This is a genomic window from Bradyrhizobium sp. USDA 4354 (assembly GCF_054060315.1).
On sequence record NZ_JBSSDC010000001.1, the window covers coordinates 5,183,496 to 5,206,358 of the forward strand.

A 22,863-nucleotide genomic window follows, 5' to 3' on the forward strand; every position below is an offset into this window, starting at 1 on the left:
CATGACCAACGAAGCTGACGCCATCGTTTCCGCCATCATCGCGAAATGGTGCGCCGGCTTCGCGAGGCTCGACGCGGCCGCGTTGTCGTCGCTGTACGCGAAGAATGCGTTCTTCTTCGGCTCGAACCCGAAGCTCTATCGGGGCAGGGATGGCGTCGCCGACTATTTCAATGGTCTGCCACGCTGGCGCCAGCCGAGCGTCGGCTTCTCCGAGGTGGCTGCGGCTCAGGTCGTGCCCGATGTGATTAACATGGCCGCGATTGCATCATTCGACCTCGACGAAGAGGCCGCGCCGCTCTCGGTCAAACTCACCTGGGTGATCGTGCGCGACGACGGCGACTGGAAAATCGCGAACCACCACGTGTCGTCCAGGGCTGCGCTGATCTAGCGTCGGAAGCGCACTTCATCGCAACCGCTTCATCCAGTCGCTACAGCTTGTAGCCGATCTTCCTCAGGAGGTCCTTCCGCCACGCAATGTCGGCGTCGGTCTCGATACCCAGCGGTGAGGCGCCATCCACTACGCCGAGCACGCCACGGCCGAGCTCCGTTTGCGCGACGATGACCTGCGTGGCGTTGGCCGTCGCGCAGTAGATGCGGCAGACCTCTGGCACCGAGCGCACGGCAGCTAGGACGTTGACCGGAAAGAAGCCGTCGCCCAGGAAGATCAGAAAAGTGTGGCCGGCGCCGATGGCCAATGCGTTGTTGCGGGCGTGGGTGAGGGCCGCTTCGTCATTGCCCGACCAGCGCACCAGCCGCTTGCCGGAGGCCTCGCAGAAGGCCAGCCCGAAGCGGATGCCCGGAACCGTGCCAACGAGCGCCTCGTGGAGGTCTTCCACGGTCTTGATGAAGTGCGACTGACCGAAGATGAAGTTGGCCGCGTCCGGCTTGACGATGGGTACGACGGTGAGTTCCATGGCCGCGCTCCTCCAGGAGAGAGCTACACGATTCATGTTAGGTCGACGGAAAGCGATTGTCAGCCGCTGCCCGAGCCGCTTCGTGGAACCGGCGGACTCGCTCCAGGTCCTTGGCATGCGAACCGTCCTGATCCGTCTTCGTCTTGGAGTCGACGCCGGCTGGACGGACAGTTTGGATCGCTCCTGCGACATTGTCCGGTCCGAGGCCGCCTGCGAGGACGACCGGAACACGGACGCCGTCCACGATACGGCGACTGATGTTCCAATCATGCGTCACGCCGAGCGCGCCGATCTGCTTGTCCGTGGACCGATAGCTGTCGAGCAGCAGAAAGTCTGCAATGCCAACGTAGCTCTCGGCAATCGCGACGCTTTCCTCGGAGAACACCGGTATGCTTCTCATCACGACGATCCCGGGCAACATGCGTTTGAGCGAAGCAACATCTTGCGGCGAAAGCAGTTCGGCGCTGGCTCCCAAATGGACGATCGCGGGGTTGAGCTCGCGCGCCCACGACGCAATCAAGGAGAGATCGCGGGTCAGAAACAGTGCCGAGAATTTCGATGGCGGTACAATTGCAGCGCCGATCTTGGAAGCCGCCGAGATCGGCAGTTCGCGCGGAAATTGGCCGTCTCCGACGAGCACGCCGATATGGTCGACGCCAATGGCTGAAAGTGCGGACGCCTCTTCGGGGGTGGAGATTTCATAGATCTGGGTCAACATCGGGCGTGACCTCTCCGAGTCTCAGGCGCGAGATGCCTCGAACGCTTCCATCACCTCGGCCAGCATCCGCTCCTGCTCTCCCGCATAGCGCGGAGAGAAGTGAAAAGGCTCGACGCGGCGGACATTGGCTTCCCGTGCGACTTCTCCGGCAGCCGTGGTGGTAAGATGAGCCCGCTCCTTCGCTATTGCGGCGTCCGCGTCCGCAAACGCCGCCTCGATGAAGAGGATGTCTGCATTCTGAATCAGCGCCACGATGGCGGCACGATTGGCCGGTGTGTCGGCAACATCGGTCACATAGGCGATTTTCTGGCCGGCAGTGACCGTCACAAGATCGCGCAGGCTTGAGAGTGGCACGAGGCGATCCGACTTAGTCGCTTCTTCGATACGGATCAAATGATCTTCCGCGCGACGCTCGACGACGGCCTTCTTTAGCGACAGCAACCAGGGACCGACGGGTAGTCCACGCTCCGACAGCCTATTCTTCCATACGTTGACGTGGGCCGCCTCCTGCAGCGCAAAGGCGAGGCAGGGCGTGCCATGCTCAAGGATCGCGGCTGACACGCGATGGGTCGGTTCATCGCAGAGTACGCCCGCAATGGTCTTGCGAGAGACGGATGGCTCTGCCGCGAAGCCTTTCCTCAGCCGGAACCGCTTGGTGGAGATGGAATTTTCCGCCCCAAGGTCGCTGACGTCGAAAACAAGATCGCAGGGATAGTTTTCGACCAGGTTCCAGCGATAGGCCTGAAGCTTGTGAAAGACGTGCTCGGCTAAGCCGGGCGGACCGAACAGCTGTACCGATTTCTCGTGCCCGACGAGCAAACGCAGCAGATGGTCGAAGCCAACGAAATGATCGATATGGGCATGCGAGACAAAGACCTGGTCGACGCGTCGGATCTTCCGTGGCGCCAGTGAAGCAATCTCTCCAATATCGAACAGCAGACTTCGCTTCTCGAACAGCGTTTCGACATAGACCGTCGGATCGCCGTAGCGACCGTTGACTAGGCTCGGATGGAAAAGCGGTCGCATGACAACAATTCTGCTGCAACAGTTCCAAATGCATCTCCCCTCATCTTAGGGGACGGCGATGGATTCCGCACCGGGCAGGATCGAGCTAGAATACATCAATCGGATCGAGGAGAGAGCCATGAAACTCGTTTCAAGCGCCTTCGCCGATGGTGCCGCAATTCCGCGACGGTTTACCTGTGATGGCGAAAATCTTTCGCCACCTCTGCAATGGAGCGACGCGCCGGAGGGGGCGCGGAGTCTTGTCCTGCTCTGCGACGATCCCGATGCGCCCGCCGGCAAATGGCATCATTGGGCAGTCTACAACATTCCACCGGCGGTCACGGAATTTGCGATCAACTCCGCGCAGAACGCCGGAATGAAGCAAGCCGTCAACGATTTTCGGAAGGTGGGCTATGGCGGCCCGTGTCCGCCGCATGGCCATGGGCCTCATCATTATCATTTCCGACTGCTTGCCCTCTCAATGGAGGGCCTGCCGACAAAGGCCAATGCATCCTGCGGCGACATCGAGCGAGAGGCGCGCAAGCACGTGATCGCGGAGGCGACCCTCGTCGGTTGGTATGAGAGGTAGGCGAAAGAATGCCCTAGATGTCGTAATACAAATGGAACTCGTAAGGATGCGGTCGCAGCCGGATCGGGTCGACCTCCTTCTTGCGCTTGTAGTCGAGCCAGGTTTCGATCACGTCGGCGGTGAAGACGTCCCCGCGTAGCATGAATGCGTGATCGCGCTCGAGCGCGTCGAGCGCCTGGTCCAGCGATCCCGGCGTGGACTTCACCTCCTTCGCCTCCGCAGGCGGGAGGTCGTAGAGATTCTTGTCGATCGGGCTGCCAGGGTCGATCTGCTTGTCGATACCGTCGAGGCCGGCCATCAGCATTGCAGCGAAGGCCAGGTAGGGATTGCAGGACGGATCGGGTGAACGAAACTCGACGCGCTTTGCGCGCGGATTCGGCGAATACATCGGAATCCGGCAGCAGGCGGAGCGATTGCGCTGGGAGTAGACGAGGTTGATCGGAGCTTCATAACCCGGCACCAGGCGCCGGTAGGAGTTCGTGGTGGGGGCGCAGAGCCCGCACAATGCCCAGGCGTGGCTCAAAAGCCCGCCGATATAATAGCGCGCGAGCTGGCTCAGCTCGGCGTAATCGCCCTTGTCGTAGAACAAATTGGTCTCGCCCTTCCAGAGCGACTGGTGAACGTGCATGCCCGAAGCGTTGTCCTCGAACAGCGGCTTCGGCATGAACGTCGCGGTCTTGCCATGCTGATGTGCGGTGTTCTTGACCACGTATTTGTAGATCATCAAATTGTCGGCCATGCGGGTCAGCGTGGTGAAGCGCATGTCGATCTCGTTCTGGCCACCGGTCGCGACCTCATGGTGATGGGCTTCGATCTGGATTCCCAGAGATTCCATCGTCAGCACCATTTCGGTGCGCAGCGCCTGCATGCTGTCGGTCGGAGGAACGGGAAAGTATCCCTCTTTCGGGCGCGGCTTGTGGCCGAGATTCGGTCCTTCATCCGTGCCGGTGTTCCAGCTGCCTTCGCTGGAGTCGATTGCGTGCATGGCGAAGTTGATGCCCTGTCCGTAGCGGACTTCGTCGAACACGAAGAACTCGGCCTCCGGGCCGAAATAGCTCGTATCGGCATGCCCGGTACCCTTAAGGTGGTTTTCGGCCTTCTGGGCGATGTAGCGGGCGTCCCGGCTATAGGATTGGCCGGTCACGGGGTCGCGGATATTGCAGATGAGCACCAGCGTCTTGGCCGGACTATAGGGGTCGACGAAGGCCGTCGTCGGATCCGGGACGACGAGCATGTCGCTTTCCTGGATCTCCTGGAAGCCGCGGATCGATGAGCCATCGAATCCAATGCCCTCATTGAGCGCATCGGCATTCACCGCGCTCGGCGGCACGGAAAAATGTTGCCACATCCCCGGCAGGTCGGTGAACCGCAAATCGATCATTTGGACTTTCTCGTCAGTGATCGCCTTCACGAGGTCTTCGGCTGTCGTACATTTCGCAACCATGGCTTCGCTCCCAGGTCAGCGTCCCGAGATCGCGTAGCCGTTCGGCCGCAACCTGGCGGCTCGCGACGGACTGTGGTCCACGTTCGGCGTTGTCGCCGCAGTCAGGTAAGCTTTGCGCGCCGGCAGTCAGCTTTGGTGTGGCCCGCGCATCAGCTTCATCGCATCTTCGATGTGCCGCCAGGTTTTTGCCAATTCGAGCTCGCCCTTCTGCTCGAGTTCGATGGCGTTTTGAGCGGCTTCCGCAATGGCCTTGGGGCCATGGGCTTCCAGCAACTGCCGCGCATAGTCGTGGATTTCCATTTCTCGCATGGCGTCATCTCCCTCTGCTCCGGGCGCGAACTTCCGCGCCACCGAGAACGGTCGACATTGACACCTATCTAGCGGCGACAGTCTGCATCCTGGTGCGCCGCACTCGCAAGGGCCTCTCCGGGCATGGGGCGGCCGGGCTTGGACGCTGGCTCCTGGACCGGCCCTCGCGGCAACACAACGCAGGCCGGACGGATGGTTCATCATCGCTGCGCCCCCATATGAATACCAGAAGGGAGGTGAGCATCATGCGCATCCAACATTGGCAAGACGCTGCCAGCCTGTTGGTGGGCGTATGGCTGGTCCTGTCATCCTTTGTCCTCGGCTTATCCGGGGCGGCGGTCTGGATCACCATCGCACTCGGGCTAGGCGTCATGCTGTTTGCCGTGGAAGCCTTTGTCATCCCGTCCGACCTGGAAGAATGGGGCGAAATGCTGCTGGGACTGGCTCTGGTGGCGGCGCCTTGGTCCGTCGGCTACGAGACCGCATCCGCCACGGTCAGCAGCGTAGTGTCCGGCCTATTAGTGATCTTGTTCGCTGTCTGGGAATTGATGACCAATCGCAACTTCAGTGCCTGGTGGCACGATCACTGGCCTCACCGCGCCGGCTGAGACGAGAGGTTGCCAGCTCTTCTCCGACCGCCATCCTATGGCGGCCGGAGGAGAGGCGATCACGTCACGATGCGGTTCTGGGAACTCCAGCGGTCGTTTCGGTACCGCGAGCCAACCTGCCCGTCTGCCGGGGAGGCGGAGAAGCAGTGTAGTCCCGCCGGGGCTGGCATCTTATGAGACTTTCGGCTCAATCGACCGAACCGGGGCTGCCCCGTCCTGAGATGGAACGGTCGCCCACCGCGCACGGCGGTTTTGTCGCGAACGAACGGAAAGGCCTCTCAGGCGTTGTGGGGGTCCAACAAGGATTCCCCCATGCAGAACATCGCAGAGCATATGGAAGTCATCGGCGCCGACGGCGTCCATGTCGGCACGGTCGATCGCGTCGAAGGCAACCGCATCAAGCTGACCAAGAAGGACAGCGGCGAGGGCAGCCACAAGGGGCACCATCACTTCATCGACAAGGGCCTCGTTGCCGATGTCGAAGGCAACAAGGTCCGGCTGTCCGCCAAGGCGTCGGTGGCCGTGACCATGGAAGAGGAAAAGTAGGGCTCGCCCGACTTCGTTCCTGATCTGTACCGCTATTCGCGCAGCCGCACCTTCCGGTAGCCTGCGCACCCGTCGCGTATCGTAAGGTGCAGGGGAATGGCGGAGCCGGGGCGGCCAGTACGCTCCCAGGGAGTTGCCGGGACGTGGCCGGTCGGCCGCGCCGCACCGGCGGGTGGCTTTGCGCCGGCGGGCTTTGGCGTTTGGCCGGCAATCGTCGAGACACTGCGCGAATGGGCCCGCGCCGAGGCCGGGCCTGGCCGGCTGTTGCCGTGGGTGCCCGTCGCCTTCGGTGGCGGCATCGCGCTCTATTTCGCCGCCGATCATGAGCCGGTGCTGTGGGTGGTCGCCGCGACGGCGGCCGTTCTCGCGCTTGGCGCCGTGCTGTTGCGGCGGAGCCGGCTGTTTGCCCCTGCGATCATGCTCGCGGCGGTCGCGGCCGGCTTTGCCATGGCGACCTGGAAGACGGCGCGCATTGCTTATCCCGTGCTGGCCAAGCCGCTCTATTCGGTGTCGCTGTCGGGCTTCGTGGAAGCGCGCGACATCCGCGAGCGCACCGATCGTTTCGTGCTGCGCGTCGGCGCGATGGAGGCGCAGCGCAGCGACGTCAAGCTCGAGCGCGTCCGCCTCTCGGTACGCAAGGGCACGGCACCGGAGGTCGGCAGCTTCGTGCAATTGAAGGCGCGGCTGTTGCCGCCGATCTCGCCGGTGCGTCCCGGCAGCTATGATTTCTCGCGCGACATGTTCTTCCAGGGCATCGGCGCCTCCGGCTTCGTGATGGGCGCGATCACGGCTTCAGTGCCGCCGGATGCCGGCGGCTTGCGGCTGCGCTACGCTGCCTTCATGCAGGGCCTGCGCGATGCGATCGATGCGCGCATCCGCTCAACGCTCGAAGGCGACAATCGCGCGATCGCGACAGCGCTGCTCACGGGGCGGCGCGATGCGATCACCGCGCCTGTCAACGACGCCATGTTCGTCTCGGGGCTTGGCCATGTGCTGTCGATCTCCGGCTATCACATGGCGGTCGTTGCCGGCGTCGTGTTCTTCGCGGTGCGCGCGCTGCTGGCCTTGATCCCGGGGCTGGCGGCCGGCTTTGCCATCAAGAAATGGTCGGCGGCCGCTGCGCTGGTCGCGGCTGCTTTCTACCTGCTGCTGTCAGGCGCGGAGGTCGCGACGCAAAGATCGTTCTTCATGACTGCGGTCGTATTGATCGCCGTCATGGTCGATCGCCGCGCCATCACCTTCAGGACGCTGGCGGTGGCCGCGCTGATCGTGCTTGCGGTCGCGCCCGAAGCGCTGGTGCATCCCAGCTTCCAGATGTCGTTTGCGGCAACGCTCGGGCTGGTGGCGCTGGTGCAGATCGGCATGCCGAACCTGCTTGCATCGCCCGATCATTCCGCGACAGCGCGGATCGCGCTGTGGGGCGGCCGCGAGATCGCGATGCTGTTCCTGGCCTCGTTGATCGCGGGGCTCGCGACCACGCCTTACGCCGCCTTCCACTTCCATCGCGTCACGCCATACGGCGTGCTCGCCAATCTCGGCGCGATGCCGGTGGTCTCGGCGCTGGTGATGCCGGCCGGGTTGTTGGGGTTGCTCGCGGCTCCCTTCGGGCTCGATGGCGCGTTCTGGTGGCTGATGGGGATCGGCATTGACTGGATGGTCGCGGTCTCGCGCTGGGTGGCGGCTCTGCCTGGCGCGGTTGGTCGCATTCCGGCGTTCGGGATCGCGCCGCTGATCGCGGCCAGCCTCGGGATCATCGTGATGGGCCTGTTGCGCACGCCCCTGCGATGGTCCGGTGCCCTGGTGTTGCTGGCAGCGATCTTCTGGGGGCTGTCGGTGCGGCAGCCCGATATCCTGATTGCCGGGGATGGCGCGAGCGTCGCGGTCCGGGGCGGGGATGGGCGCCTGCGTGTGATCCGCGCAAGCAAGGATGGCTTTCTGCTGAAGGAGTGGTTAGCCGCCGATGCCGATCCGCGCGATGCCGCCGACGTCGCGTTGGCGAGCGGTGTGTCGTGTGACGAGGCCGGCTGCGTGACGCCGCTCGGGGACGGGCGGCTGGTCGCGCTGTCCTTGCGTATCGACGCGCTCACCGATGATTGCAGCCGCGCAGCGTTGGTGGTGACGGCGCGGCCCGCGCCGCCCGATTGCGCGGCGATGGTGGTCGATCGGCCGCGTCTCGCCAGTCAGGGCGCGCTGGCTCTGACGCGGAGCGGAGAGGGTTTCTCGGTGCAGGCGGTGAGGGCGAGGGGCGCAAGCCGCCCCTGGCTGCCGGCCGGCGCCGGCGAGGGGAATTTCGACGGCAGCCTTGCGCCGAAGACGGCCGTGCCCCGCAATCGGGACGCAACGCCATCGGAGGCCGACTTGCAGGCTGACGATTGAGGATAGATGCGGAGGGAGGCCGGTCCGACGGGATTCCGTAGGACACAACCCAAACCATCTCGCCGGCCGCGGCCGGCGATGGCATTTCAATCCTGGCGCTCGACCCATCGGCCGGGGCGACGACGTCAGCCGATCGGCAGGCGCGTGATTGTGGACCGCGTGTCGGCGACGATCTGCGGCTTGTGCTCGCGCTCGCCAAGGGGCTGGGTCACCGGCAACTGCAACACGGTCGCGCGCTGGCCTTCGACGAGCTGTGTCACCAGCACGTATTTGCCGTCGGGAAATTCGATCGCATCATGATGGCGATCGGGAATGTGCGGGTCGATCTTGCCGAACTTGCCGACGCGGGAGTTGACGGTGCGCGTCCAGATCCAGCGGTTGTCGTAACGAACGTTGTCGGCGAAAGCGAGCTCCGTTCCCGGCAGCAGGCAGACCGCGACGGAGAGGTCGGCTTCGGAGGCGAAGCCGCGTGTCGAGGTGCCACGGAAGGTTGTCGTGACAATCGTCTCGCCGACTTCGGCGGGGCGTGTCGCGACGGCATGCAGGCTATAGTCACACATCGGATGCTCCTCATGCGAAGATAGCGACCCGCACTCCTTTGGAGGCGCAGGCCTCTATCAGGATGGAAGTATGCAACGCTCTGCTTTGTTGTAGGCAAATCTGCGGCTGGGCTCCGCAAGCCACGATCACATTATCTTTCCCGGATTCAATAGGAACAAAGCCGACATCTGTGCATTCCGAAGGCGCAAGTCAGCGCCCCGCGGGCGCCGATCAGCTCGAATATTGCCAGCTCGATTGCGGAGGCTGCGCGATTGCATTCCGCGCGTTGCGGATATGCTCGTTGGTCGCCGATTGCTCGCGCACATGGCGGTGCGATTGTGTGGCGCCGACTTGCGACGCTGATGCTGCGATCAGCGCCGCAATGATTGTCCATGAAACGATCTGGCGCATGGCCTCTCCTCGAACTCTCATGCTGCGAAGCAATGTCGCTTCGCGCGGCATACCGAGGATGTAGCGCCGGAGGAGGGGCCGGATAATCTGAGCAGAACCGGAAAGACCATCCAGCCGGAGCGGATACTGATCCGCTCCAATAGGTGTCGAACGACCGCAGGACCGCTCAGTACTTCCGGTAAAGCCCGATCAGCTTGCCCTGAATCTTCACGCGGTTCGGCGGAAGAATGCGGACCTCATAGGCGGCATTGGCGGGCTCGAGCGCGATAGAGGCGCCGCGGCGGCGGAAGCGCTTGAGCGTGGCCTCCTCGTCGTCGATCAGCGCCACCACGATGTCGCCGGTGTCGGCGCTCTCGTTGCGCTGGATCAGCGCCATGTCGCCGTCGAGGATGCCGGCCTCGACCATCGAATCACCGCGCACTTCGAGTGCGTAGTGCTCGCCCGAGCCGAGCATGTCGGGCGGCACGCTGATGGTGTGGCTGCGGGTCTGCAACGCCTCGATCGGCGTGCCGGCCGCGATGCGGCCCATCACGGGCACCGCGACGGGACGCTCACCCTCGTCCACAGGCGGGCTGGAGCTCGCGCGCACCTTGCCGAGATTGCCCTCGATAACGCTCGGCGTGAAGCCGCGGCGATTGCCGGCGGCGGCCTGGAGCTCGGGCAGCTTGATCACCTCGATGGCACGGGCGCGGTTGGGCAGGCGGCGGATGAAGCCGCGCTCCTCGAGCGCAGTGATCAGGCGGTGAATGCCTGACTTCGAGCGCAGGTCGAGCGCATCCTTCATCTCGTCGAAGGACGGCGGCACGCCGCTTTCCTTCAGACGTTCGCTGATGAACCGCAGAAGCTCGTATTGTTTGCGCGTCAACATCTCGACCAAAGTCCCCCGGTTGATGTCGTTCGATTCCGAGACGATGAATTCAGCGATAAGCCGCTACATCCTCGAAACAAATCATGAACGGACACTATATGTTCGATATGTGTTCCGCAACTGCTTAATTTATGGTGAACAGCGCAAAACTCTCGGAATGCGTGTGGCCGCGCTGCTCAGACGGGGAGCCGCAGCACCTCGCAAGGCGTGCCGGCCTCGGCCTTCGGCGCGAACGGTGCGCGCACGAGAAGTACCTGTGCCGCAGCGAGATTCGCAAGCAGAGAGGAGTCCTGATGGTTGACGGGAACGGCGACGAGCGTGCCGTCGCCGCGCAGCTCCAGGCGCGCGCGCAGATAATCCTCGCGCTGGTCGTTGGCACCGAGATCGCGGCCCAGCACGGCGCGCTCGCGGTGATGATGAATCGCTGAACGGCCCGACAGGGCGCGAATCAGCGGCACCATGAACAGGAAGGCGCATACGTATGATGACACGGGGTTGCCGGGCAGGCCGATCACGCGCATTGCGCCGAGCCGCCCGTGCATCATCGGCTTGCCGGGCCGAATCGCGATCTTCCAGAACGCCATCGAGATGCCTTCGCCCTTGAGCGCCTGCTGGACCAGATCGTGGTCGCCGACCGACGCACCGCCGGTCGTGACCAGGATGTCGGCGCCACTCTCGCGGGCACGGCGAATGCCGGCGGAAGTGGCCTCCAGCGTATCGGCGGCAACGCCGAGATCGATGGTGTCGGCGCCCTCGCTGCGGGCGAGCGCGTGCAGGGCATAGCCATCGGAATAGACGATCTGGCCGCGACCGGGCGTGGCGCCCGGCATCACCAGTTCGTCGCCGGTGGCGAGGATCGCGACCTTCGGACGGCGGCAGACGGCGAGATGCGGGTGATTCATTGCGGCGGCCAGCGCGAGATCGCGCTCGGTGAGACGGGTTCCTTTGCGCAGCAGCACGTCGCCCTTAGAGAAATCGACGCCGGCGGGGCGGATGTGCCGACCGGGAATCGCGGCTTCCTTGATCGTGATGTGCTTGCCGTCGGCAACCGTGTCCTCCTGGATCACGACCGCGTCGGCGCCATCGGGAATGAGGCCTCCGGTGAAGATCCGAACGGCCTCGCCGGCGCCGACCGTTCCCGCGAACGGACGGCCCGCCGCGACCTCTCCTGTGACCGTCAGCCTGGAATCGATCGTGGCCGCATCGGTCGCGCGCACGGCATAGCCGTCCATCGCCGACATGGCTTCCGGCGGCTGAGTGCGCCGCGCCGCGACGTCGCGCGCGAGCACGCGATGATGGGCCTCCTCGAGCGAAACCATCTCTTCAGGCAGCGGCTCTGCACCCGCCAGCACCGCGGCAAGCGCGTCAGAAACTGGCATGAGGGCCACGGGTGAACTCCTGCTGGGGGCACATCGGTAAATGGGCGGCGAGAGTTCTAGCTGAGTGCAGGCGCGAGGCAAAGCAGCCCACAGGATGATTTATCCTGCGTGATCTCCGTGGTCGAGGTTGGAGCTCAAGTCCGCCGCGGCATGATCCGGAAGGCGAGACAGACCGGCAAGAGGATGGCCATGGCGAGCACGAGGAGGACGAGCGCCACGGCCAGCATCGGTCAACTCCCGCTCGGTCGGTCCAGGCCGTCGTCCAGTGTGACGTCGGGAGCTTTGGGACCTTGATCCTTGTCGGGCAGCGGATCGGCCTGGGATTTCAGGTCGGCGGCCTTGCTGATCAGCTTGGCGGAAAGGTCAGAATCCGAGGTGGTTTTGGCGAATTCAAGCAGGAGAGAGGCTTGCTTGGTGAGATAGGTTTTGCCCAGCACGTCGATCAGTCCGATGTAGAGGTCCCAACGGACTGATGAGTCCGGAGCGTGGTATTCCGTTCCCGGAACTCGGTACAAAAATGCACGAAGTGATTGGGTTCCCCATATTTGAGAATTTAGTTCCCGGGAACCGCGGCGCGGGTTCTCGCGGCCGATCGGCCTCAGATGCCCAGTGCCTTCAGTGCGTTCCCGACATCGCGCGGTGACGTGACATGCACGGTATTCAAACCGCGCGCCCGCGCTCCCTCGATGTTCTCGGCGAGGTCGTCGAAGAATACAATGCGCTCCGCTGGCACGCCGATCGCCGCGACGACATGGTCGAAAGCCTCCGCATCCGGTTTGCGCAGGCCGATGCTGGACGACAAATACAGCTCGCGGAAATGGCCGAGCAGGTCGGCATATTCCTTCGAGAAATAGTCGACGTGCGGCCGATTGGTGTTGGAGAAGGCGTAGAGCGGCATCTGCTTTGCCGCGCGCGGCAACAGCTCGGCGATTTCAGGCATCTCACCGGCGAAGATCGCATTCCAGCCCTCCAGGAACTGCGCGTCCGAAATGCCGATGCCGAGTGAAGCACGCAGCGAGGCGAAATAGTCCTCGTCGCTGATCTTGCCCATCTCGTGCAGCCGGTAGGCCTCGTCGCGCACATAGCGCGCGACGATGGCCTCGGGCTGGCAGCCGGCATGCCCCGCCCAGCAGGCGATCGCCTTGGAAAAGTCGATGTCGAGCACCACGCGCCCGAGGTCGAACAGGAGCGCATCCGCGCTGCCGGGAGAGAGCGATGTCATCGTGTCCTTTTTCACTTCAGTGTCGGCAAAGTCAGTAGCGATAGGGCTCATGGTCGAACAGCGGGAACGCGCTGAACACGCTGGGCGCGTTGGTGGCGGTCGCCGGATGCAGGCAGGATCTATCGATCTCGGCGAATGAGGTGGCGCCCAACAGGCCAAGGCAGCGCAGCACCTCGTCCTCCAGCAGCTCCAGCATCCGGGCGACGCCGGCTTCGCCGGCCGCCGCCAAGGCCCAGCATTGCAGCCGGCCGATGCCGACGAGGTCCGCGCCCGCCGCGATCGCCTTGACGATGTCGGTGCCGCGGCAGAAGCCGCCGTCGACCATGATCTTGGCGCGGCCCTTCACGGCATCGACAATCTCGGGCAGCACATGCATGGCGCCGCGGCCGTGGTCGAGCTGGCGGCCGCCATGGTTGGAGACGTAGATCCACTCGACACCGTGATCGATCGCGATCTCTGCGTCCTCGGCGGTGGCGATGCCTTTGAGGATCAGCGGGATCCTGAACTTGTCCTTGATCATCTTCACGGTCCGCCACTCCAGGCCCTTTTGGAAATCGCCGCCGGTGGCGCGCAGGCGGCTCTCGCGAACGTAGCGCTTGGCGATGTCACGTTCACGACGGCTGTAGTGGGCGGTATCGACGGTCAGGCAGAAGGCGGCATAGGCGTTCGTCTCGGCCCGGCTGACTACATCGGCGACGAAGGCATCGTCGCCGCGGACATAGAGCTGATAGAGCCGCAGCGCGTCGGGGGCAGCCTCGGCAGTCTTCTCGAGGCCGGGCTCGGACACCGAGCTCAGCATGTGCGCCGCACCGAAGATGCCGGCGGCGCGCGCCACGCTTGCCGCGCCATCCGGATCGAAGATCTCGAGGGCGCCGACCGGGGCGAGCACCACCGGCAGGCGCATCCTGCGGCCGAGCTGCTCGACGGAACCATCGACCTTGCGGACATCGCGCAGCACGCGCGGGCGGAAGGCGATCTCGTCCAGCGCCATTCGGTTGCGGCGCATCGTGGTCTCGGTCTCGGCGGCGCCGACGATGTAGTCCCAGGCATTCTGGTTGAGGTCGGCGCGCGCTTTCCGGATGAACTCATGCAGATTCTGGAACGTCTCATTGCTGGCGCCGAGTTCGACGTTCCGTTCCGGCCGGATGCGGGGCGCTTCGTTCATTGTTGTCCTCCCGAGAATTTGAAGTCTTGTCGCCATCGCCTATCGCGTCCGGTCCTCCAAAACCATCCTAAAATCGCATAGCTGCGAAGCGCGGGCGGCCCGACCGGTTTCCGCTTGCGCGAAACAGTTTCGGAACGTTGCCAAAAGTTTAGGCCAGGGCGAAGGGATTTCTTCGGCGTACCCGCCAGCGTGGCGCCCCGGCCTTGAAGAAACCGGAATGGTATTGTGAGAAGCGGGTTGGATCGCCATTTGGATGGCGCTTCCCAACCTCAAGAGCACCGCCAAGCAAAAGGCTACCCCATCCATGCGGAAAAACCTGCTGTTCCCCCTGGGCGCGCTCACCGGAGCGTGTCTGACCCTTCTGGTAGCGAGCCCGCACGGCGGAGTATGGGCGGCACGGGCGGCAGCGGGCGCGGATGACGCCTATTCCCAGCTCAATTTGTTCGGCGCGGTGTTCGAGCGCGTGAAGGCCAGCTATGTCGAGAAGCCCGACAATGCCAAGCTGGTCGAGGGTGCGATCACCGGCATGGTGACCTCGCTCGATCCGCATTCGCGCTACATGAACGCCAAGGCCTGGACCGAGATGCAGGAGACCACCTCCGGCGAGTTCGGCGGTCTCGGCATCGAGGTCACGATGGAGGACGGCCTGGTCAAGGTCGTCTCGCCGATCGACGACACGCCGGCCTCGAAGGCCGGCATCATGTCCGGCGACCTCATCAGCAAGATCGACGGCGAGGCCGTGCAGGGCATGACGCTCGAGCAGGCGGTCAACAAGATGAAGGGACCGGTCGACACCAAGACCAAGCTCACCATCGTGCGCAAGGGCGCGGACGCGCCGCTCGACGTCGCGATCACGCGCGAGATCATCCATGTGCGCCCGGTGCGCTTCCATGTCGAGAACAACGACATCGGCTATATCCGCGTCACCTCGTTCAACGAGCAGACCACCGACGGCCTGAAGAAGGCGATCGCCGCGATCACCAAGCAGGTCCCGCAGGAGAAGCTGACCGGCTACGTCCTGGACCTGCGCAACAATCCGGGCGGGCTGCTCGATCAGGCCGTGTCGGTGTCGAGCGCCTTCCTGCAACGCGGCGAGGTCGTCTCGACCCGCGGCCGCAGTCCGGAAGAGACCCAGCGCTTCACCGCGCATGGCGGCGATCTCACCAAGGGCAAGCCGCTGGTGGTTCTGGTCAATGGCGGCTCGGCTTCGGCTTCCGAGATCGTGGCCGGCGCACTGCACGATCACAAGCGCGCGACGATCATCGGCACGCGCTCGTTCGGCAAGGGCTCGGTGCAGACCATCATTCCGCTCGGCTCCGGCAACGGCGCGCTGGCGCTGACCACGGCGCGCTACTACACGCCGTCGGGCCGCTCGATCCAGGCCCAGGGCATCGCGCCCGACATCGAGATCCTGCAGGACGTGCCGCCCGAACTGAAGGGGCGGATGGACATCATGGCGGAATCGCAGATGCGCGGACATCTCTCGGCCGGCGAGGGCGGCGAGCAGACCGGATCGCAGTCCTATGTCCCGCCGGAAGAGAAGGACGACAAGGCGCTGCACGCCGCGTACGACTTCCTCCACGGCGTCACCGCGAATGCCGTCGCCGCCAAGCGGGCGACGAAGGCTGCGGTTCCGAACTAAATCTGACGGCCTCCAGATATGGATCGCCCGGGAGCGGATGACCGCTTCCGGGCGAATTCGTTTATGGCGCTGTCTCAGTGCGGGATCATGGCCGTGGCAAGCCGCGAGATCGGCGCGTGATGGTCATTGCTGTTTCTTCGGGCCGGTGTGGTGCGGGACTTCCGTCTTCGGCCCGCCACCATAGTGATGGCTGCCGCCAGATCCGCTGGTCGACCCGCCGTCGCTCTCCTTCTTGCCCATGTGATGGGGGACCTCGGTCTTCGGTCCGCCCGAATAGTGATGGCCGTTCTTCTCGTCGGTCGCGCTCTTCTGCGCCATCGCGGGCAGCGCGACGAAGGACATGATCGCGGCAGCGATGATCAGCTTGCGGTGACTCATTTGGTTTCTCCTGTTCGATTTTGTCGAGTTGGTGCCAATCAAGTCCCGGTGGCTTGATCTAGCCGCAACCAAACCCGGGAGTGCGATCGCCCGGGTTGAGCAAGATCAACATGCCGATGCGCATGCCGAGTGCTGAGATGGGAAGACTTGTCGAGTTGCTGCAGGCGACGCGAAGCGGCGATCTTCTTACAGAAAAAAATTTTAGCCGACGCGCCAGATCGTGAGCCTCGTGCGATGCCCTCGATCATGTGGCAGGGCGGACCATAGCAGTCGTTGGCAGGTGACCTTCGGCTCGAGGACGAGAAGCGTCGTGATTCATTACGCGATTGAACCACAAAAAGATTTGGCTGGTGCGTCGATCGAGTTTGATGTCCGTCAAACCGGCAACAACGACGCAACCTAGCGTGCCGGTGCCAATGAGCGGCGACGAGGTTGCGATCCGAAGCCCGATCGTAAGGATGGAGAACCCGCCGTTGACCGAAGAGACTGTTCACGAACCCGCACAGCCGCTGCAAGCTGTGCTTCTTTTGCGTCGTCGGCTCTGGGAGACGATCACGATCAGATCCGTGCTGGTCGTGCCGCGGCGCGATCTGCGTCTCGATCTGTTTCGCGGCCTCGCCAACTGGCTGATCTTTCTCGGGCACATTCCGGATTCCACGCTGGTCTGGTTCACGACGCGCAACTACGGCTTCAGCGACGGCGCCGATCTGTTCGTGCTGATCTCCGGCTATACCGCGACCTTCGTGTTCGGCTCGATGATGATGGAACGTGGCTTCGTCATCGGGGCAACCCGGCTGCTGCGGCGGGTGTGGCAGCTCTATGTCGCTCACTTGCTGTTGTTCTTCGTCTATCTCACCGCCGTGCACTACCTCGCGCACAAATACGACGATCTTCATCTGATGGATCAGTTCAACGTCGCGCCGCTGATGAATTTTCCGGTCGAGACGCTCGCACAGGGCCTGGTCCTCAAGTTCAAGCCGCTCAATCTCGACGTGCTGCCGCTCTATATCGTGCTGATGGCTGCGTTTCCCGTCGTGCTGTGGGTCATGCTGCGCTGGCGCAATGCGGTGATGATCGGTTCGCTCGGTCTGTATCTGGCGGCCCGCCATTACGGATGGAATTTGCCGTCCTATCCGGTTGGAGTCTGGTACTTCAATCCGTTCGCCTGGCAATTGCTGTTCGTCTTCGGCGCCTGGCTGGCCTTGGGAGGGGCGGCCGCGAGCCGCTGGCTGCTATCGTCCCCCACGGCGCTCGCCTTCAGCTGTGCCGTCCTGCTCTTTGCGCTGGTCGTGACGCTGGCCGAACGAATCCCGGGACTGCGCGATTCCATCCCTGAAGGGCTCGCCGCGATCTTCATTCCGAACGACAAGACCAATCTCGGTCCCTATCGCGTCATCCATCTGGCGAGCCTGATGCTCATCGTCGTCCGGCTCATCCCGATCGACTGGTCCGGTCTCAAGTCGCCGCTGCTGCAACCCTTGATCAGATGCGGCCAGCAGTCGCTGTCGGTGTTCTGCGTCGGCCTGTTCTTGTCCTTCGTCGCGCATTTCGTGCTCGAGTCGGGCTCCGAGGGAATATGGGCCCAGCTGATCGTCGGTGCAGCGGGTCTGTGGATCATGACGATCATCGCCTATTACCGGACGTGGTCGAAGGGCGTCGACAGGAGCCGCTCGGCCCAGGAGGCGGGCGGATGATCAATTCCGAGATGCTGCGTGCGGCCATTGACGTGTCCGCGCGTAAGAGTTGCGGGCACCTTGCGTCTATCTGGCTCGACCCGCCCCGCGCTGCCTCGTGGTCGATGTCGGCGAGCAGATGATCATCCGAATCAAACCTGGAGAACGAACATGAATTCGAGAAATTTCGTCGTGAGCGCAGCCACGTTCGCCGTGCTCGTCCTGGGGCCGGTTGCGCCGTCGCCCGCATACTCCGCCGGTCCCGCTCAGATCGCGATGATGGACGACGACAAGATGAAGATGCCCGATCCCTCGGATTCCGGCAGCAAGATGAACAGGGGCCAGCCAGCAGGGCAATCTCAGAGCATGGGCGGCGGCCGGATGAACGACGACAAGATGAAGATGTCGCCGCAAGGCCAGATGCGGGATTGCCAGGGTGCAGGCTGCCAGGAGAACTCCGGCATGATGCTGATGATGCAGATGATGGAGAAGATGATGCGCGGCCAGATGAGCTCATCTGGCGGCAGTGGTAGGATGAGCGGTCCGGCGGATGTGACCGAGCGGCTCGAAGGGCGGATCGCTTTCCTGAAGGCGGAGCTGCAGATCAGCGACAAGCAGAGTGCGGACTGGAACGGCGTCGCGGACGCTTTGCGGTCAAGCCGGCAGCACCTCTTGGAAGCGCGCAAGATGCTGGTCATGGACGACAGGCTCGGCAGCGCGGATCGTCTGGAGCACTACGAGCGGCACTTGTCCGAGCGTCTGGAGGCGATCAAGTCGGCTCGCCTGGCCTTCACGCGGCTCTACGCGTCGCTGAACGAAAGTCAGAAGCAGACCGCCGATACGATCCTGCTGCCTCTGATCGCATCGTTCTGACCGCCGATGTGAACGCTAGATCATGTCCGGTCCGTCCCTTCGACGTTCGCTTCGGCCTGCTTGCGCTTGGCATCCTGGCGAGCCAGCTCGCCGCGATGGCCGCGCCAGCATCCGACGTCGGCCCCGGCGTAGCGCCTGCCGCCGATACGTTCGCCCAGCGCTGGGAGGTCGCGGAGGCAGAGGGCGATCACGCGGCGCACCATCCCGCCGGAGCCGAGGCGAGGCCGAAGCCAGAGGGATCGACAGGTCCGAGCGATGGGCACGCGGCCGGTGGGTCGCCCGGCGCTCCGTCCGCCGGAATGATGGGCGGAATGGACGGCATGATGGGCCGGCCGCGCAAGGCGTTCTATCCGGCATTGATGGACATGCCGGCGCTGTCGGCCGAGCAGAGGAGCAGCCTGGAGGGCCAGGCGCGCGCGCGGATCAGCGCCGAGGCCGATCGCCTGGCGGATGCCGAAATGGACCTGCGGCACGCCATCGCCGGCGGCGACATCGTTGCCGCGGATCAGGCCTCGCGCCGGCTTCGCGAGTCCCTGAACGCGGTCCAGAGCGGCACGGTCGCGCTGCGTTCGCTTCAGGAAGGCAAACCGCCGCAGCAGATCGCGCAGGCCTGGTTCAAGTCGCAAATGAACCTGCTACCTGCCCGAAGCACCATGGATGCCGATGACGGCCCGACCGGAATCTCCTGGTTTCACGTCACCACCATGGCACTGCTGGCGCTGTTCTCGGTCGGGATGCTCGCCGTTTACGTCGCGCGCATGCGCCGGGCGAACGCGCTCGTCGACCGGTTGACGCGCGTGGCAGTCGCTCCGGCTGCGGTCGTAACCACGCCAGCCGCCGGCCCGCCGAACGACAGCGGCGGACCGATAGCTTCGCGGGAGATGGATCGCCGACCGCCGCGCGGTGCGGCGAGCGGCCCTTGGAAAGGCAAGCTGAGGGTCTGCGCGATCTATCGGGAGACGTCTGATGTGAAGACCTTCCGTCTGCAGGCGGCGAAGGGGGGTGCGATTCCGTTTACGTTCCTGCCTGGACAGTTCCTCACCTATGCCATCGAGATTGACGGACAGACGGTCAGGCGCTCCTACACGATCGCCTCGTCCGCGGCCCAGACCGCCTATGTCGAGACCACGATCAAGCGCCAGGAAGGCGGGCTGCTGTCCGACTACATGCACGGCCACCTGAAGCAGGGGGACCTCGTCGAGGTCACAGGCCCGTCCGGCGCATTTACGTTCACGGGCACGGAGGCCGACAGCGTCGTCCTGATCGGTGGCGGGGTCGGCATCACGCCGCTGATGGCGGCGATCCGCTACCTCTCGGACATCGCATGGCCCGGCCAGATCTACCTCGTCTACGGCGCACAGACGACCGAGCAATTCATCTTTCGGGACGAATTGGAATACCTCCAGCGCAGAATGAGCACTCTGCACGTGGCGGCCACGATGATGCGGGCCGCAGGCACGTCCTGGATGGGACGCGAGGGGCAGATCACGGCCGAATTCCTGACGCAGGCGGTGCCGGATCTTGCGAAGCGGCGCGTTCATCTGTGCGGTCCGCCCGGAATGATGGACGCGCTCCGCAAAACTCTGATCGGCCTCGGCGTGCCTGGCGAGCAGATCAAGACCGAAGCCTTCGGGCCGGCCCGCGGCGCCGTTCCACCGCCCGGCAAGGCCGCCAGCGAAGCGCAGATGGCGGAAGGAGAAGCGGGCAACCGAGGGGCCGCGGCAGTCGGTCCGGCAACGGCGACCATTCGCTTCGCGAAATCCGGCAAGGTGGCGGCGCTGCCGCCGGACAAGAGCGTGCTGGAGGTTGCCGAGAGCGCCGGCGTTGCGATCGACTATTCCTGCAGGGCGGGGGTCTGCGGCGTCTGCAAGACGCATCTGTTGCAGGGTAACGTGACGATGGAGGTCCAGGACGCCCTGACCGCGGAGGACAAGGCGAACGGTCTCATCCTGGCCTGCCAGGCGAGATCGGTCGGGGATCTGGTCGTCGAGGCCTGACATGATGAACGGGAGAGAGCGCCTGATCGCCGACGCTGTTCTGGCAGCCCTGCTGCTGCTGGTGCCGGCTTTCCTGCTTCATTCCGACAGCAGGTTTGCCGGAAGCCTGGCCGGCTTCGTCCTCGGCGCGAGTGCGGCTGCGCTGACGATCCTCCTTCTCGCCTATCCCATGACGAAGTACAGCACGGGGCTCAAGGCCTTCGTCACGCGATGCGTGTCGATGCCGACGCTTCTGGCGTTTCACGCCTATGCCGGGATCGTCGCGGCATTCCTCGCGCTGCTGCATACCGGGCACAAGCTCCAGAGTCCGCTCGGGATCGCCCTTCTGACCAGCATGCTGATCGTCGTCGTCACGGGATTCGTCGGGCGCTACTACCTGCCGCAGACCGCGATGGAGCTGCGCCAGCAGCAGTCGCGTCTGGCGACCTTGAGATCGGCCTATGAGCACACGGCAGCGGCGATGTCGTCGCCCGATCGGGATCAGCGAGACGCGGACAAGATGCATGCACTGGCGTTGCAGGACGTGCCGCTGCTGCAACTCGTCGACGGCATTTCCGATCTCGAAACGGCGATCGGATCGAGCGAGGCGGTCAAGGCGATCTTCATGCAGTGGATCGGGCTGCACGTCCTGGCGGCGATCGTCATGTACGCGCTGCTCGCGGGCACGTGGCGACCGAGGTCTATTATGGGCTGCGGTGGCTCACGTGACTGTCCGGGGCGTGCTCTACGTCGTGGTCACGACCCTTGCGGTCGCAAGTGCGGCGGTCGCATCGATAGCCCTGTACCGGGGCACCCCCGGGATCGTCCCGGGTTGGACAAGGCTCGTCAATCCCGGCCCGCTGTCCGCCAGGCATGCAACTCTGTCCGACAGATGTGAGAGCTGCCATACGCCGGTCAAAGGCGTCGAGGCAGCCGCCTGTATATCTTGTCATGCGCCTTCCGCCGCGGATCTCGCCAAGCAATCGACGGCATTTCATGCTGTCTTGGGCGGTCAATGTTCCGGCTGCCACCGCGAGCACACGGGCGACTTGCGGCCGATCAGGATGGACCATGCGTCGTTGCTGCAAGTCACGATGGCGGCCTCCGGCAAGAGGGTGTTCGACCGGACCGCGGCCGATCAACTGAGAGCCGATCTGACGGAGTTTCTGGGCCTGCCAAAGTCCGACTGGCCGGAAAAGGCCGCGCTCGATTGCGCCAACTGCCACAGCAACCGGGAGCCGCACCGCGGATTGTTTGGACGGGAATGCGCCGATTGCCATGCGCTGGCGTCCTGGAAAATCGCGGGCTTCCTGCATCCGTCGCCAACCTCGAAGGACTGCGCCCAATGCCATCAGGCGCCGCCGAGCCACTATATGGGCCATTTCATGATGGATCGGATGATCGCGGGACAGGAGCACGCATCGGTCGATCAATGCTTTCTGTGCCACATGACGGACTCGTTCAACAACATCAAGAGCGTCGGCTGGATGAAGCACCATTGACCGGCAAGGGCGACGCTTGTGGGCTTCTAACATTACAGGGCAAGCGAAAAATATTTCATGGTCTGCTTTGCAATGGGCGCCCAAGGCCGATGCCTCTGCCGAAGCCAGCAAATTCCACCGGACGAATGCGGCGCAAGATCCGTCCCGCATGGCTGGCTCGGCATGCGCCGTTTTTCTGTTGGCCGGTGATACAACCAGAGTTATATTTTCTAAGGTAAGCAGCGGTGCAGGAATGATTGGCTCGATAAAGCCAAGGCGAAGGTGGTGGGGGTGGCTTGTCGCCATCGCCTATCTGCTTGCGTCGATGACGCCGTCTCTTGCGATCTCGATCTCCCCCCTCACGGCGATACCGTGCGAGCAGCCCGCGCACGATCCAATCGATGCCGGATCTGCGTTGCATTCGCACGAGGTTGCGATGGACGGAGATTGTGACAACGACCAGGACGAGCCCAGCGATCGGCACGCGGCCTGCTGCGGCTCGGTGCTGTGCTTCAGCGCCGTGTCGCCCCAAGCTCCCGGGATCGCGGAGTTCGTGTCCCCGCACTCGCGCTGCGAAGCGCAGCCGGACGTGATCGGCGACGAAGGCGCGTTCCGCCGCCACTATCGGCCCCCCATCGCTTGAGATAGCTCCCGAAGACCGTACTGCGTCGCTCCAGGTCCGAGCGCGGATCGACACGTCTGTGACGGGTGTCATACCCGGCGGATGATGGCGATGCGCGAGAGGG

At 63.9% G+C, this 22,863-nt stretch carries 25 protein-coding genes; 12 read left to right on the forward strand and 13 right to left on the reverse strand.

Translation table 11 applies throughout. From position 1 onward, the window contains the following. The first annotated feature begins 1 nt into the window (after position 1). Positions 2 to 388: a YybH family protein gene (locus ACVIIV_RS23990; RefSeq protein ID WP_456746348.1), complete on the forward strand. Its 387-nt coding sequence runs from the start codon at positions 2 to 4 to the stop codon at positions 386 to 388. 40 nt (positions 389 to 428) lie between these two features. Here ACVIIV_RS23990 and ACVIIV_RS23995 read toward each other — a convergent pair whose 3' ends face one another. Genes ACVIIV_RS23995 through ACVIIV_RS24005 form a run of 3 tightly spaced genes read right to left on the reverse strand, consistent with a single transcriptional unit; the run spans position 429 to position 2,658 of the window. Then, positions 429 to 914, reverse strand: coding sequence for an adenosine-specific kinase (locus ACVIIV_RS23995; RefSeq protein WP_260370717.1), 486 nt, complete (start codon positions 912 to 914; stop codon positions 429 to 431). Positions 915 to 951: 37 nt separating this feature from the next. After that, positions 952 to 1,632, reverse strand: coding sequence for a phosphoribosylanthranilate isomerase (locus ACVIIV_RS24000; RefSeq protein ID WP_456746349.1), 681 nt, complete (start codon positions 1,630 to 1,632; stop codon positions 952 to 954). Positions 1,633 to 1,653: 21 nt separating this feature from the next. Then, on the reverse strand, positions 1,654 to 2,658 hold the full coding sequence (locus ACVIIV_RS24005; RefSeq protein WP_456746350.1) for a ribonuclease Z: 1,005 nt from the start codon (positions 2,656 to 2,658) through the stop codon (positions 1,654 to 1,656). 118 nt (positions 2,659 to 2,776) lie between these two features. Here ACVIIV_RS24005 and ACVIIV_RS24010 point away from each other — a divergent pair, with 118 nt between their 5' ends. Next, complete coding sequence (locus ACVIIV_RS24010) at positions 2,777 to 3,226, forward strand: YbhB/YbcL family Raf kinase inhibitor-like protein (RefSeq protein ID WP_456746351.1); 450 nt, start codon at positions 2,777 to 2,779, stop codon at positions 3,224 to 3,226. A gap of 13 nt (positions 3,227 to 3,239) precedes the next feature. Here ACVIIV_RS24010 and glnA read toward each other — a convergent pair whose 3' ends face one another. Then, a complete protein-coding gene (glnA, locus tag ACVIIV_RS24015) occupies positions 3,240 to 4,670 on the reverse strand; it encodes a type I glutamate--ammonia ligase (protein WP_456746352.1) in 1,431 nt (476 codons plus the stop codon). 126 nt (positions 4,671 to 4,796) lie between these two features. After that, on the reverse strand, positions 4,797 to 4,979 hold the full coding sequence (locus tag ACVIIV_RS24020; protein ID WP_027574389.1) for a hypothetical protein: 183 nt from the start codon (positions 4,977 to 4,979) through the stop codon (positions 4,797 to 4,799). A gap of 245 nt (positions 4,980 to 5,224) precedes the next feature. Here ACVIIV_RS24020 and ACVIIV_RS24025 point away from each other — a divergent pair, with 245 nt between their 5' ends. The 3 genes from ACVIIV_RS24025 to ACVIIV_RS24035 all read left to right on the forward strand — a co-directional run bounded on the left by ACVIIV_RS24025 (position 5,225) and on the right by ACVIIV_RS24035 (position 8,509). After that, entirely contained in the window at positions 5,225 to 5,587 is a 363-nt protein-coding gene (locus tag ACVIIV_RS24025) for an SPW repeat protein (RefSeq protein WP_456746353.1), read from the forward strand. A 312-nt stretch (positions 5,588 to 5,899) separates the two neighbouring features. Continuing rightward, on the forward strand, positions 5,900 to 6,133 hold the full coding sequence (locus ACVIIV_RS24030; RefSeq protein ID WP_024341296.1) for a DUF2171 domain-containing protein: 234 nt from the start codon (positions 5,900 to 5,902) through the stop codon (positions 6,131 to 6,133). A 96-nt stretch (positions 6,134 to 6,229) separates the two neighbouring features. Then, complete coding sequence (locus ACVIIV_RS24035; RefSeq protein ID WP_456746354.1) at positions 6,230 to 8,509, forward strand: ComEC/Rec2 family competence protein; 2,280 nt, start codon at positions 6,230 to 6,232, stop codon at positions 8,507 to 8,509. Between the two features lie 125 nt (positions 8,510 to 8,634). Here ACVIIV_RS24035 and ACVIIV_RS24040 read toward each other — a convergent pair whose 3' ends face one another. From ACVIIV_RS24040 to ACVIIV_RS24070, 7 genes are all read right to left on the reverse strand, one after another. Further along, on the reverse strand, positions 8,635 to 9,069 hold the full coding sequence (locus tag ACVIIV_RS24040) for a hypothetical protein (protein ID WP_167406612.1): 435 nt from the start codon (positions 9,067 to 9,069) through the stop codon (positions 8,635 to 8,637). Positions 9,070 to 9,280: 211 nt separating this feature from the next. Next, positions 9,281 to 9,460 (reverse strand): hypothetical protein, encoded by a 180-nt coding sequence (locus ACVIIV_RS24045; RefSeq protein ID WP_456746355.1) that lies wholly within the window; start codon positions 9,458 to 9,460, stop codon positions 9,281 to 9,283. Between the two features lie 166 nt (positions 9,461 to 9,626). Then, complete coding sequence (lexA, locus tag ACVIIV_RS24050; RefSeq protein WP_100230812.1) at positions 9,627 to 10,328, reverse strand: transcriptional repressor LexA; 702 nt, start codon at positions 10,326 to 10,328, stop codon at positions 9,627 to 9,629. A 176-nt stretch (positions 10,329 to 10,504) separates the two neighbouring features. Beyond that, positions 10,505 to 11,716, reverse strand: a complete 1,212-nt coding sequence (locus tag ACVIIV_RS24055) for a molybdopterin molybdotransferase MoeA (protein WP_456746356.1) — start codon at positions 11,714 to 11,716, stop codon at positions 10,505 to 10,507. 221 nt (positions 11,717 to 11,937) lie between these two features. Further along, complete coding sequence (locus ACVIIV_RS24060) at positions 11,938 to 12,144, reverse strand: hypothetical protein (protein WP_456746357.1); 207 nt, start codon at positions 12,142 to 12,144, stop codon at positions 11,938 to 11,940. A 161-nt stretch (positions 12,145 to 12,305) separates the two neighbouring features. Beyond that, positions 12,306 to 12,929, reverse strand: coding sequence for an HAD family hydrolase (locus ACVIIV_RS24065; RefSeq protein WP_456746358.1), 624 nt, complete (start codon positions 12,927 to 12,929; stop codon positions 12,306 to 12,308). Positions 12,930 to 12,960: 31 nt separating this feature from the next. Then, complete coding sequence (locus tag ACVIIV_RS24070; RefSeq protein WP_456746359.1) at positions 12,961 to 14,094, reverse strand: alpha-hydroxy acid oxidase; 1,134 nt, start codon at positions 14,092 to 14,094, stop codon at positions 12,961 to 12,963. 304 nt (positions 14,095 to 14,398) lie between these two features. Here ACVIIV_RS24070 and ACVIIV_RS24075 point away from each other — a divergent pair, with 304 nt between their 5' ends. Continuing rightward, entirely contained in the window at positions 14,399 to 15,736 is a 1,338-nt protein-coding gene (locus ACVIIV_RS24075) for a S41 family peptidase (RefSeq protein ID WP_456746360.1), read from the forward strand. A 123-nt stretch (positions 15,737 to 15,859) separates the two neighbouring features. Here ACVIIV_RS24075 and ACVIIV_RS24080 read toward each other — a convergent pair whose 3' ends face one another. Continuing rightward, positions 15,860 to 16,114 (reverse strand): hypothetical protein, encoded by a 255-nt coding sequence (locus ACVIIV_RS24080; RefSeq protein ID WP_456746361.1) that lies wholly within the window; start codon positions 16,112 to 16,114, stop codon positions 15,860 to 15,862. Positions 16,115 to 16,587: 473 nt separating this feature from the next. On the opposite strand from ACVIIV_RS24080, the gene ACVIIV_RS24085 reads away from it, so the two are divergent. The 6 genes from ACVIIV_RS24085 to ACVIIV_RS24110 all read left to right on the forward strand — a co-directional run bounded on the left by ACVIIV_RS24085 (position 16,588) and on the right by ACVIIV_RS24110 (position 22,760). Further along, positions 16,588 to 17,808, forward strand: a complete 1,221-nt coding sequence (locus ACVIIV_RS24085; protein WP_456746362.1) for an OpgC domain-containing protein — start codon at positions 16,588 to 16,590, stop codon at positions 17,806 to 17,808. 150 nt (positions 17,809 to 17,958) lie between these two features. Beyond that, entirely contained in the window at positions 17,959 to 18,660 is a 702-nt protein-coding gene (locus ACVIIV_RS24090; protein ID WP_456746363.1) for a Spy/CpxP family protein refolding chaperone, read from the forward strand. Between the two features lie 95 nt (positions 18,661 to 18,755). Beyond that, positions 18,756 to 20,657 carry an FAD-binding oxidoreductase gene (locus ACVIIV_RS24095; RefSeq protein WP_456748810.1) on the forward strand — a complete coding sequence of 634 codons (1,902 nt, stop codon included), beginning with the start codon at positions 18,756 to 18,758 and terminating at the stop codon, positions 20,655 to 20,657. Between the two features lies 1 nt (position 20,658). Then, a complete protein-coding gene (locus tag ACVIIV_RS24100; protein ID WP_456746364.1) occupies positions 20,659 to 21,534 on the forward strand; it encodes an iron reductase in 876 nt (291 codons plus the stop codon). Between the two features lie 181 nt (positions 21,535 to 21,715). After that, on the forward strand, positions 21,716 to 22,138 hold the full coding sequence (locus ACVIIV_RS24105; protein WP_456746365.1) for a hypothetical protein: 423 nt from the start codon (positions 21,716 to 21,718) through the stop codon (positions 22,136 to 22,138). Between the two features lie 16 nt (positions 22,139 to 22,154). Next, positions 22,155 to 22,760, forward strand: a complete 606-nt coding sequence (locus ACVIIV_RS24110; protein ID WP_456746366.1) for a hypothetical protein — start codon at positions 22,155 to 22,157, stop codon at positions 22,758 to 22,760. The last annotated feature ends 103 nt before the right edge of the window (positions 22,761 to 22,863 follow it).

What these genes read in the sequence shown, in the direction of transcription:
- ACVIIV_RS23990 (WP_456746348.1), top strand. Translation starts at nt 2, where the DNA reads ATGACCAACGAAGCTGACGCCATCGTTTCCGCCATCATCGCGAAATGG.
- ACVIIV_RS23995 (WP_260370717.1), bottom strand. Translation starts at nt 914, where the DNA reads ATGGAACTCACCGTCGTACCCATCGTCAAGCCGGACGCGGCCAACTTC.
- ACVIIV_RS24000 (WP_456746349.1), bottom strand. Translation starts at nt 1,632, where the DNA reads ATGTTGACCCAGATCTATGAAATCTCCACCCCCGAAGAGGCGTCCGCA.
- ACVIIV_RS24005 (WP_456746350.1), bottom strand. Translation starts at nt 2,658, where the DNA reads ATGCGACCGCTTTTCCATCCGAGCCTAGTCAACGGTCGCTACGGCGAT.
- ACVIIV_RS24010 (WP_456746351.1), top strand. Translation starts at nt 2,777, where the DNA reads ATGAAACTCGTTTCAAGCGCCTTCGCCGATGGTGCCGCAATTCCGCGA.
- glnA (WP_456746352.1), bottom strand. Translation starts at nt 4,670, where the DNA reads ATGGTTGCGAAATGTACGACAGCCGAAGACCTCGTGAAGGCGATCACT.
- ACVIIV_RS24020 (WP_027574389.1), bottom strand. Translation starts at nt 4,979, where the DNA reads ATGCGAGAAATGGAAATCCACGACTATGCGCGGCAGTTGCTGGAAGCC.
- ACVIIV_RS24025 (WP_456746353.1), top strand. Translation starts at nt 5,225, where the DNA reads ATGCGCATCCAACATTGGCAAGACGCTGCCAGCCTGTTGGTGGGCGTA.
- ACVIIV_RS24030 (WP_024341296.1), top strand. Translation starts at nt 5,900, where the DNA reads ATGCAGAACATCGCAGAGCATATGGAAGTCATCGGCGCCGACGGCGTC.
- ACVIIV_RS24035 (WP_456746354.1), top strand. Translation starts at nt 6,230, where the DNA reads ATGGCGGAGCCGGGGCGGCCAGTACGCTCCCAGGGAGTTGCCGGGACG.
- ACVIIV_RS24040 (WP_167406612.1), bottom strand. Translation starts at nt 9,069, where the DNA reads ATGTGTGACTATAGCCTGCATGCCGTCGCGACACGCCCCGCCGAAGTC.
- ACVIIV_RS24045 (WP_456746355.1), bottom strand. Translation starts at nt 9,460, where the DNA reads ATGCGCCAGATCGTTTCATGGACAATCATTGCGGCGCTGATCGCAGCA.
- lexA (WP_100230812.1), bottom strand. Translation starts at nt 10,328, where the DNA reads ATGTTGACGCGCAAACAATACGAGCTTCTGCGGTTCATCAGCGAACGT.
- ACVIIV_RS24065 (WP_456746358.1), bottom strand. Translation starts at nt 12,929, where the DNA reads ATGACATCGCTCTCTCCCGGCAGCGCGGATGCGCTCCTGTTCGACCTC.
- ACVIIV_RS24070 (WP_456746359.1), bottom strand. Translation starts at nt 14,094, where the DNA reads ATGAACGAAGCGCCCCGCATCCGGCCGGAACGGAACGTCGAACTCGGC.
- ACVIIV_RS24075 (WP_456746360.1), top strand. Translation starts at nt 14,399, where the DNA reads ATGCGGAAAAACCTGCTGTTCCCCCTGGGCGCGCTCACCGGAGCGTGT.
- ACVIIV_RS24080 (WP_456746361.1), bottom strand. Translation starts at nt 16,114, where the DNA reads ATGAGTCACCGCAAGCTGATCATCGCTGCCGCGATCATGTCCTTCGTC.
- ACVIIV_RS24090 (WP_456746363.1), top strand. Translation starts at nt 17,959, where the DNA reads ATGAATTCGAGAAATTTCGTCGTGAGCGCAGCCACGTTCGCCGTGCTC.
- ACVIIV_RS24095 (WP_456748810.1), top strand. Translation starts at nt 18,756, where the DNA reads ATGGCCGCGCCAGCATCCGACGTCGGCCCCGGCGTAGCGCCTGCCGCC.
- ACVIIV_RS24100 (WP_456746364.1), top strand. Translation starts at nt 20,659, where the DNA reads ATGATGAACGGGAGAGAGCGCCTGATCGCCGACGCTGTTCTGGCAGCC.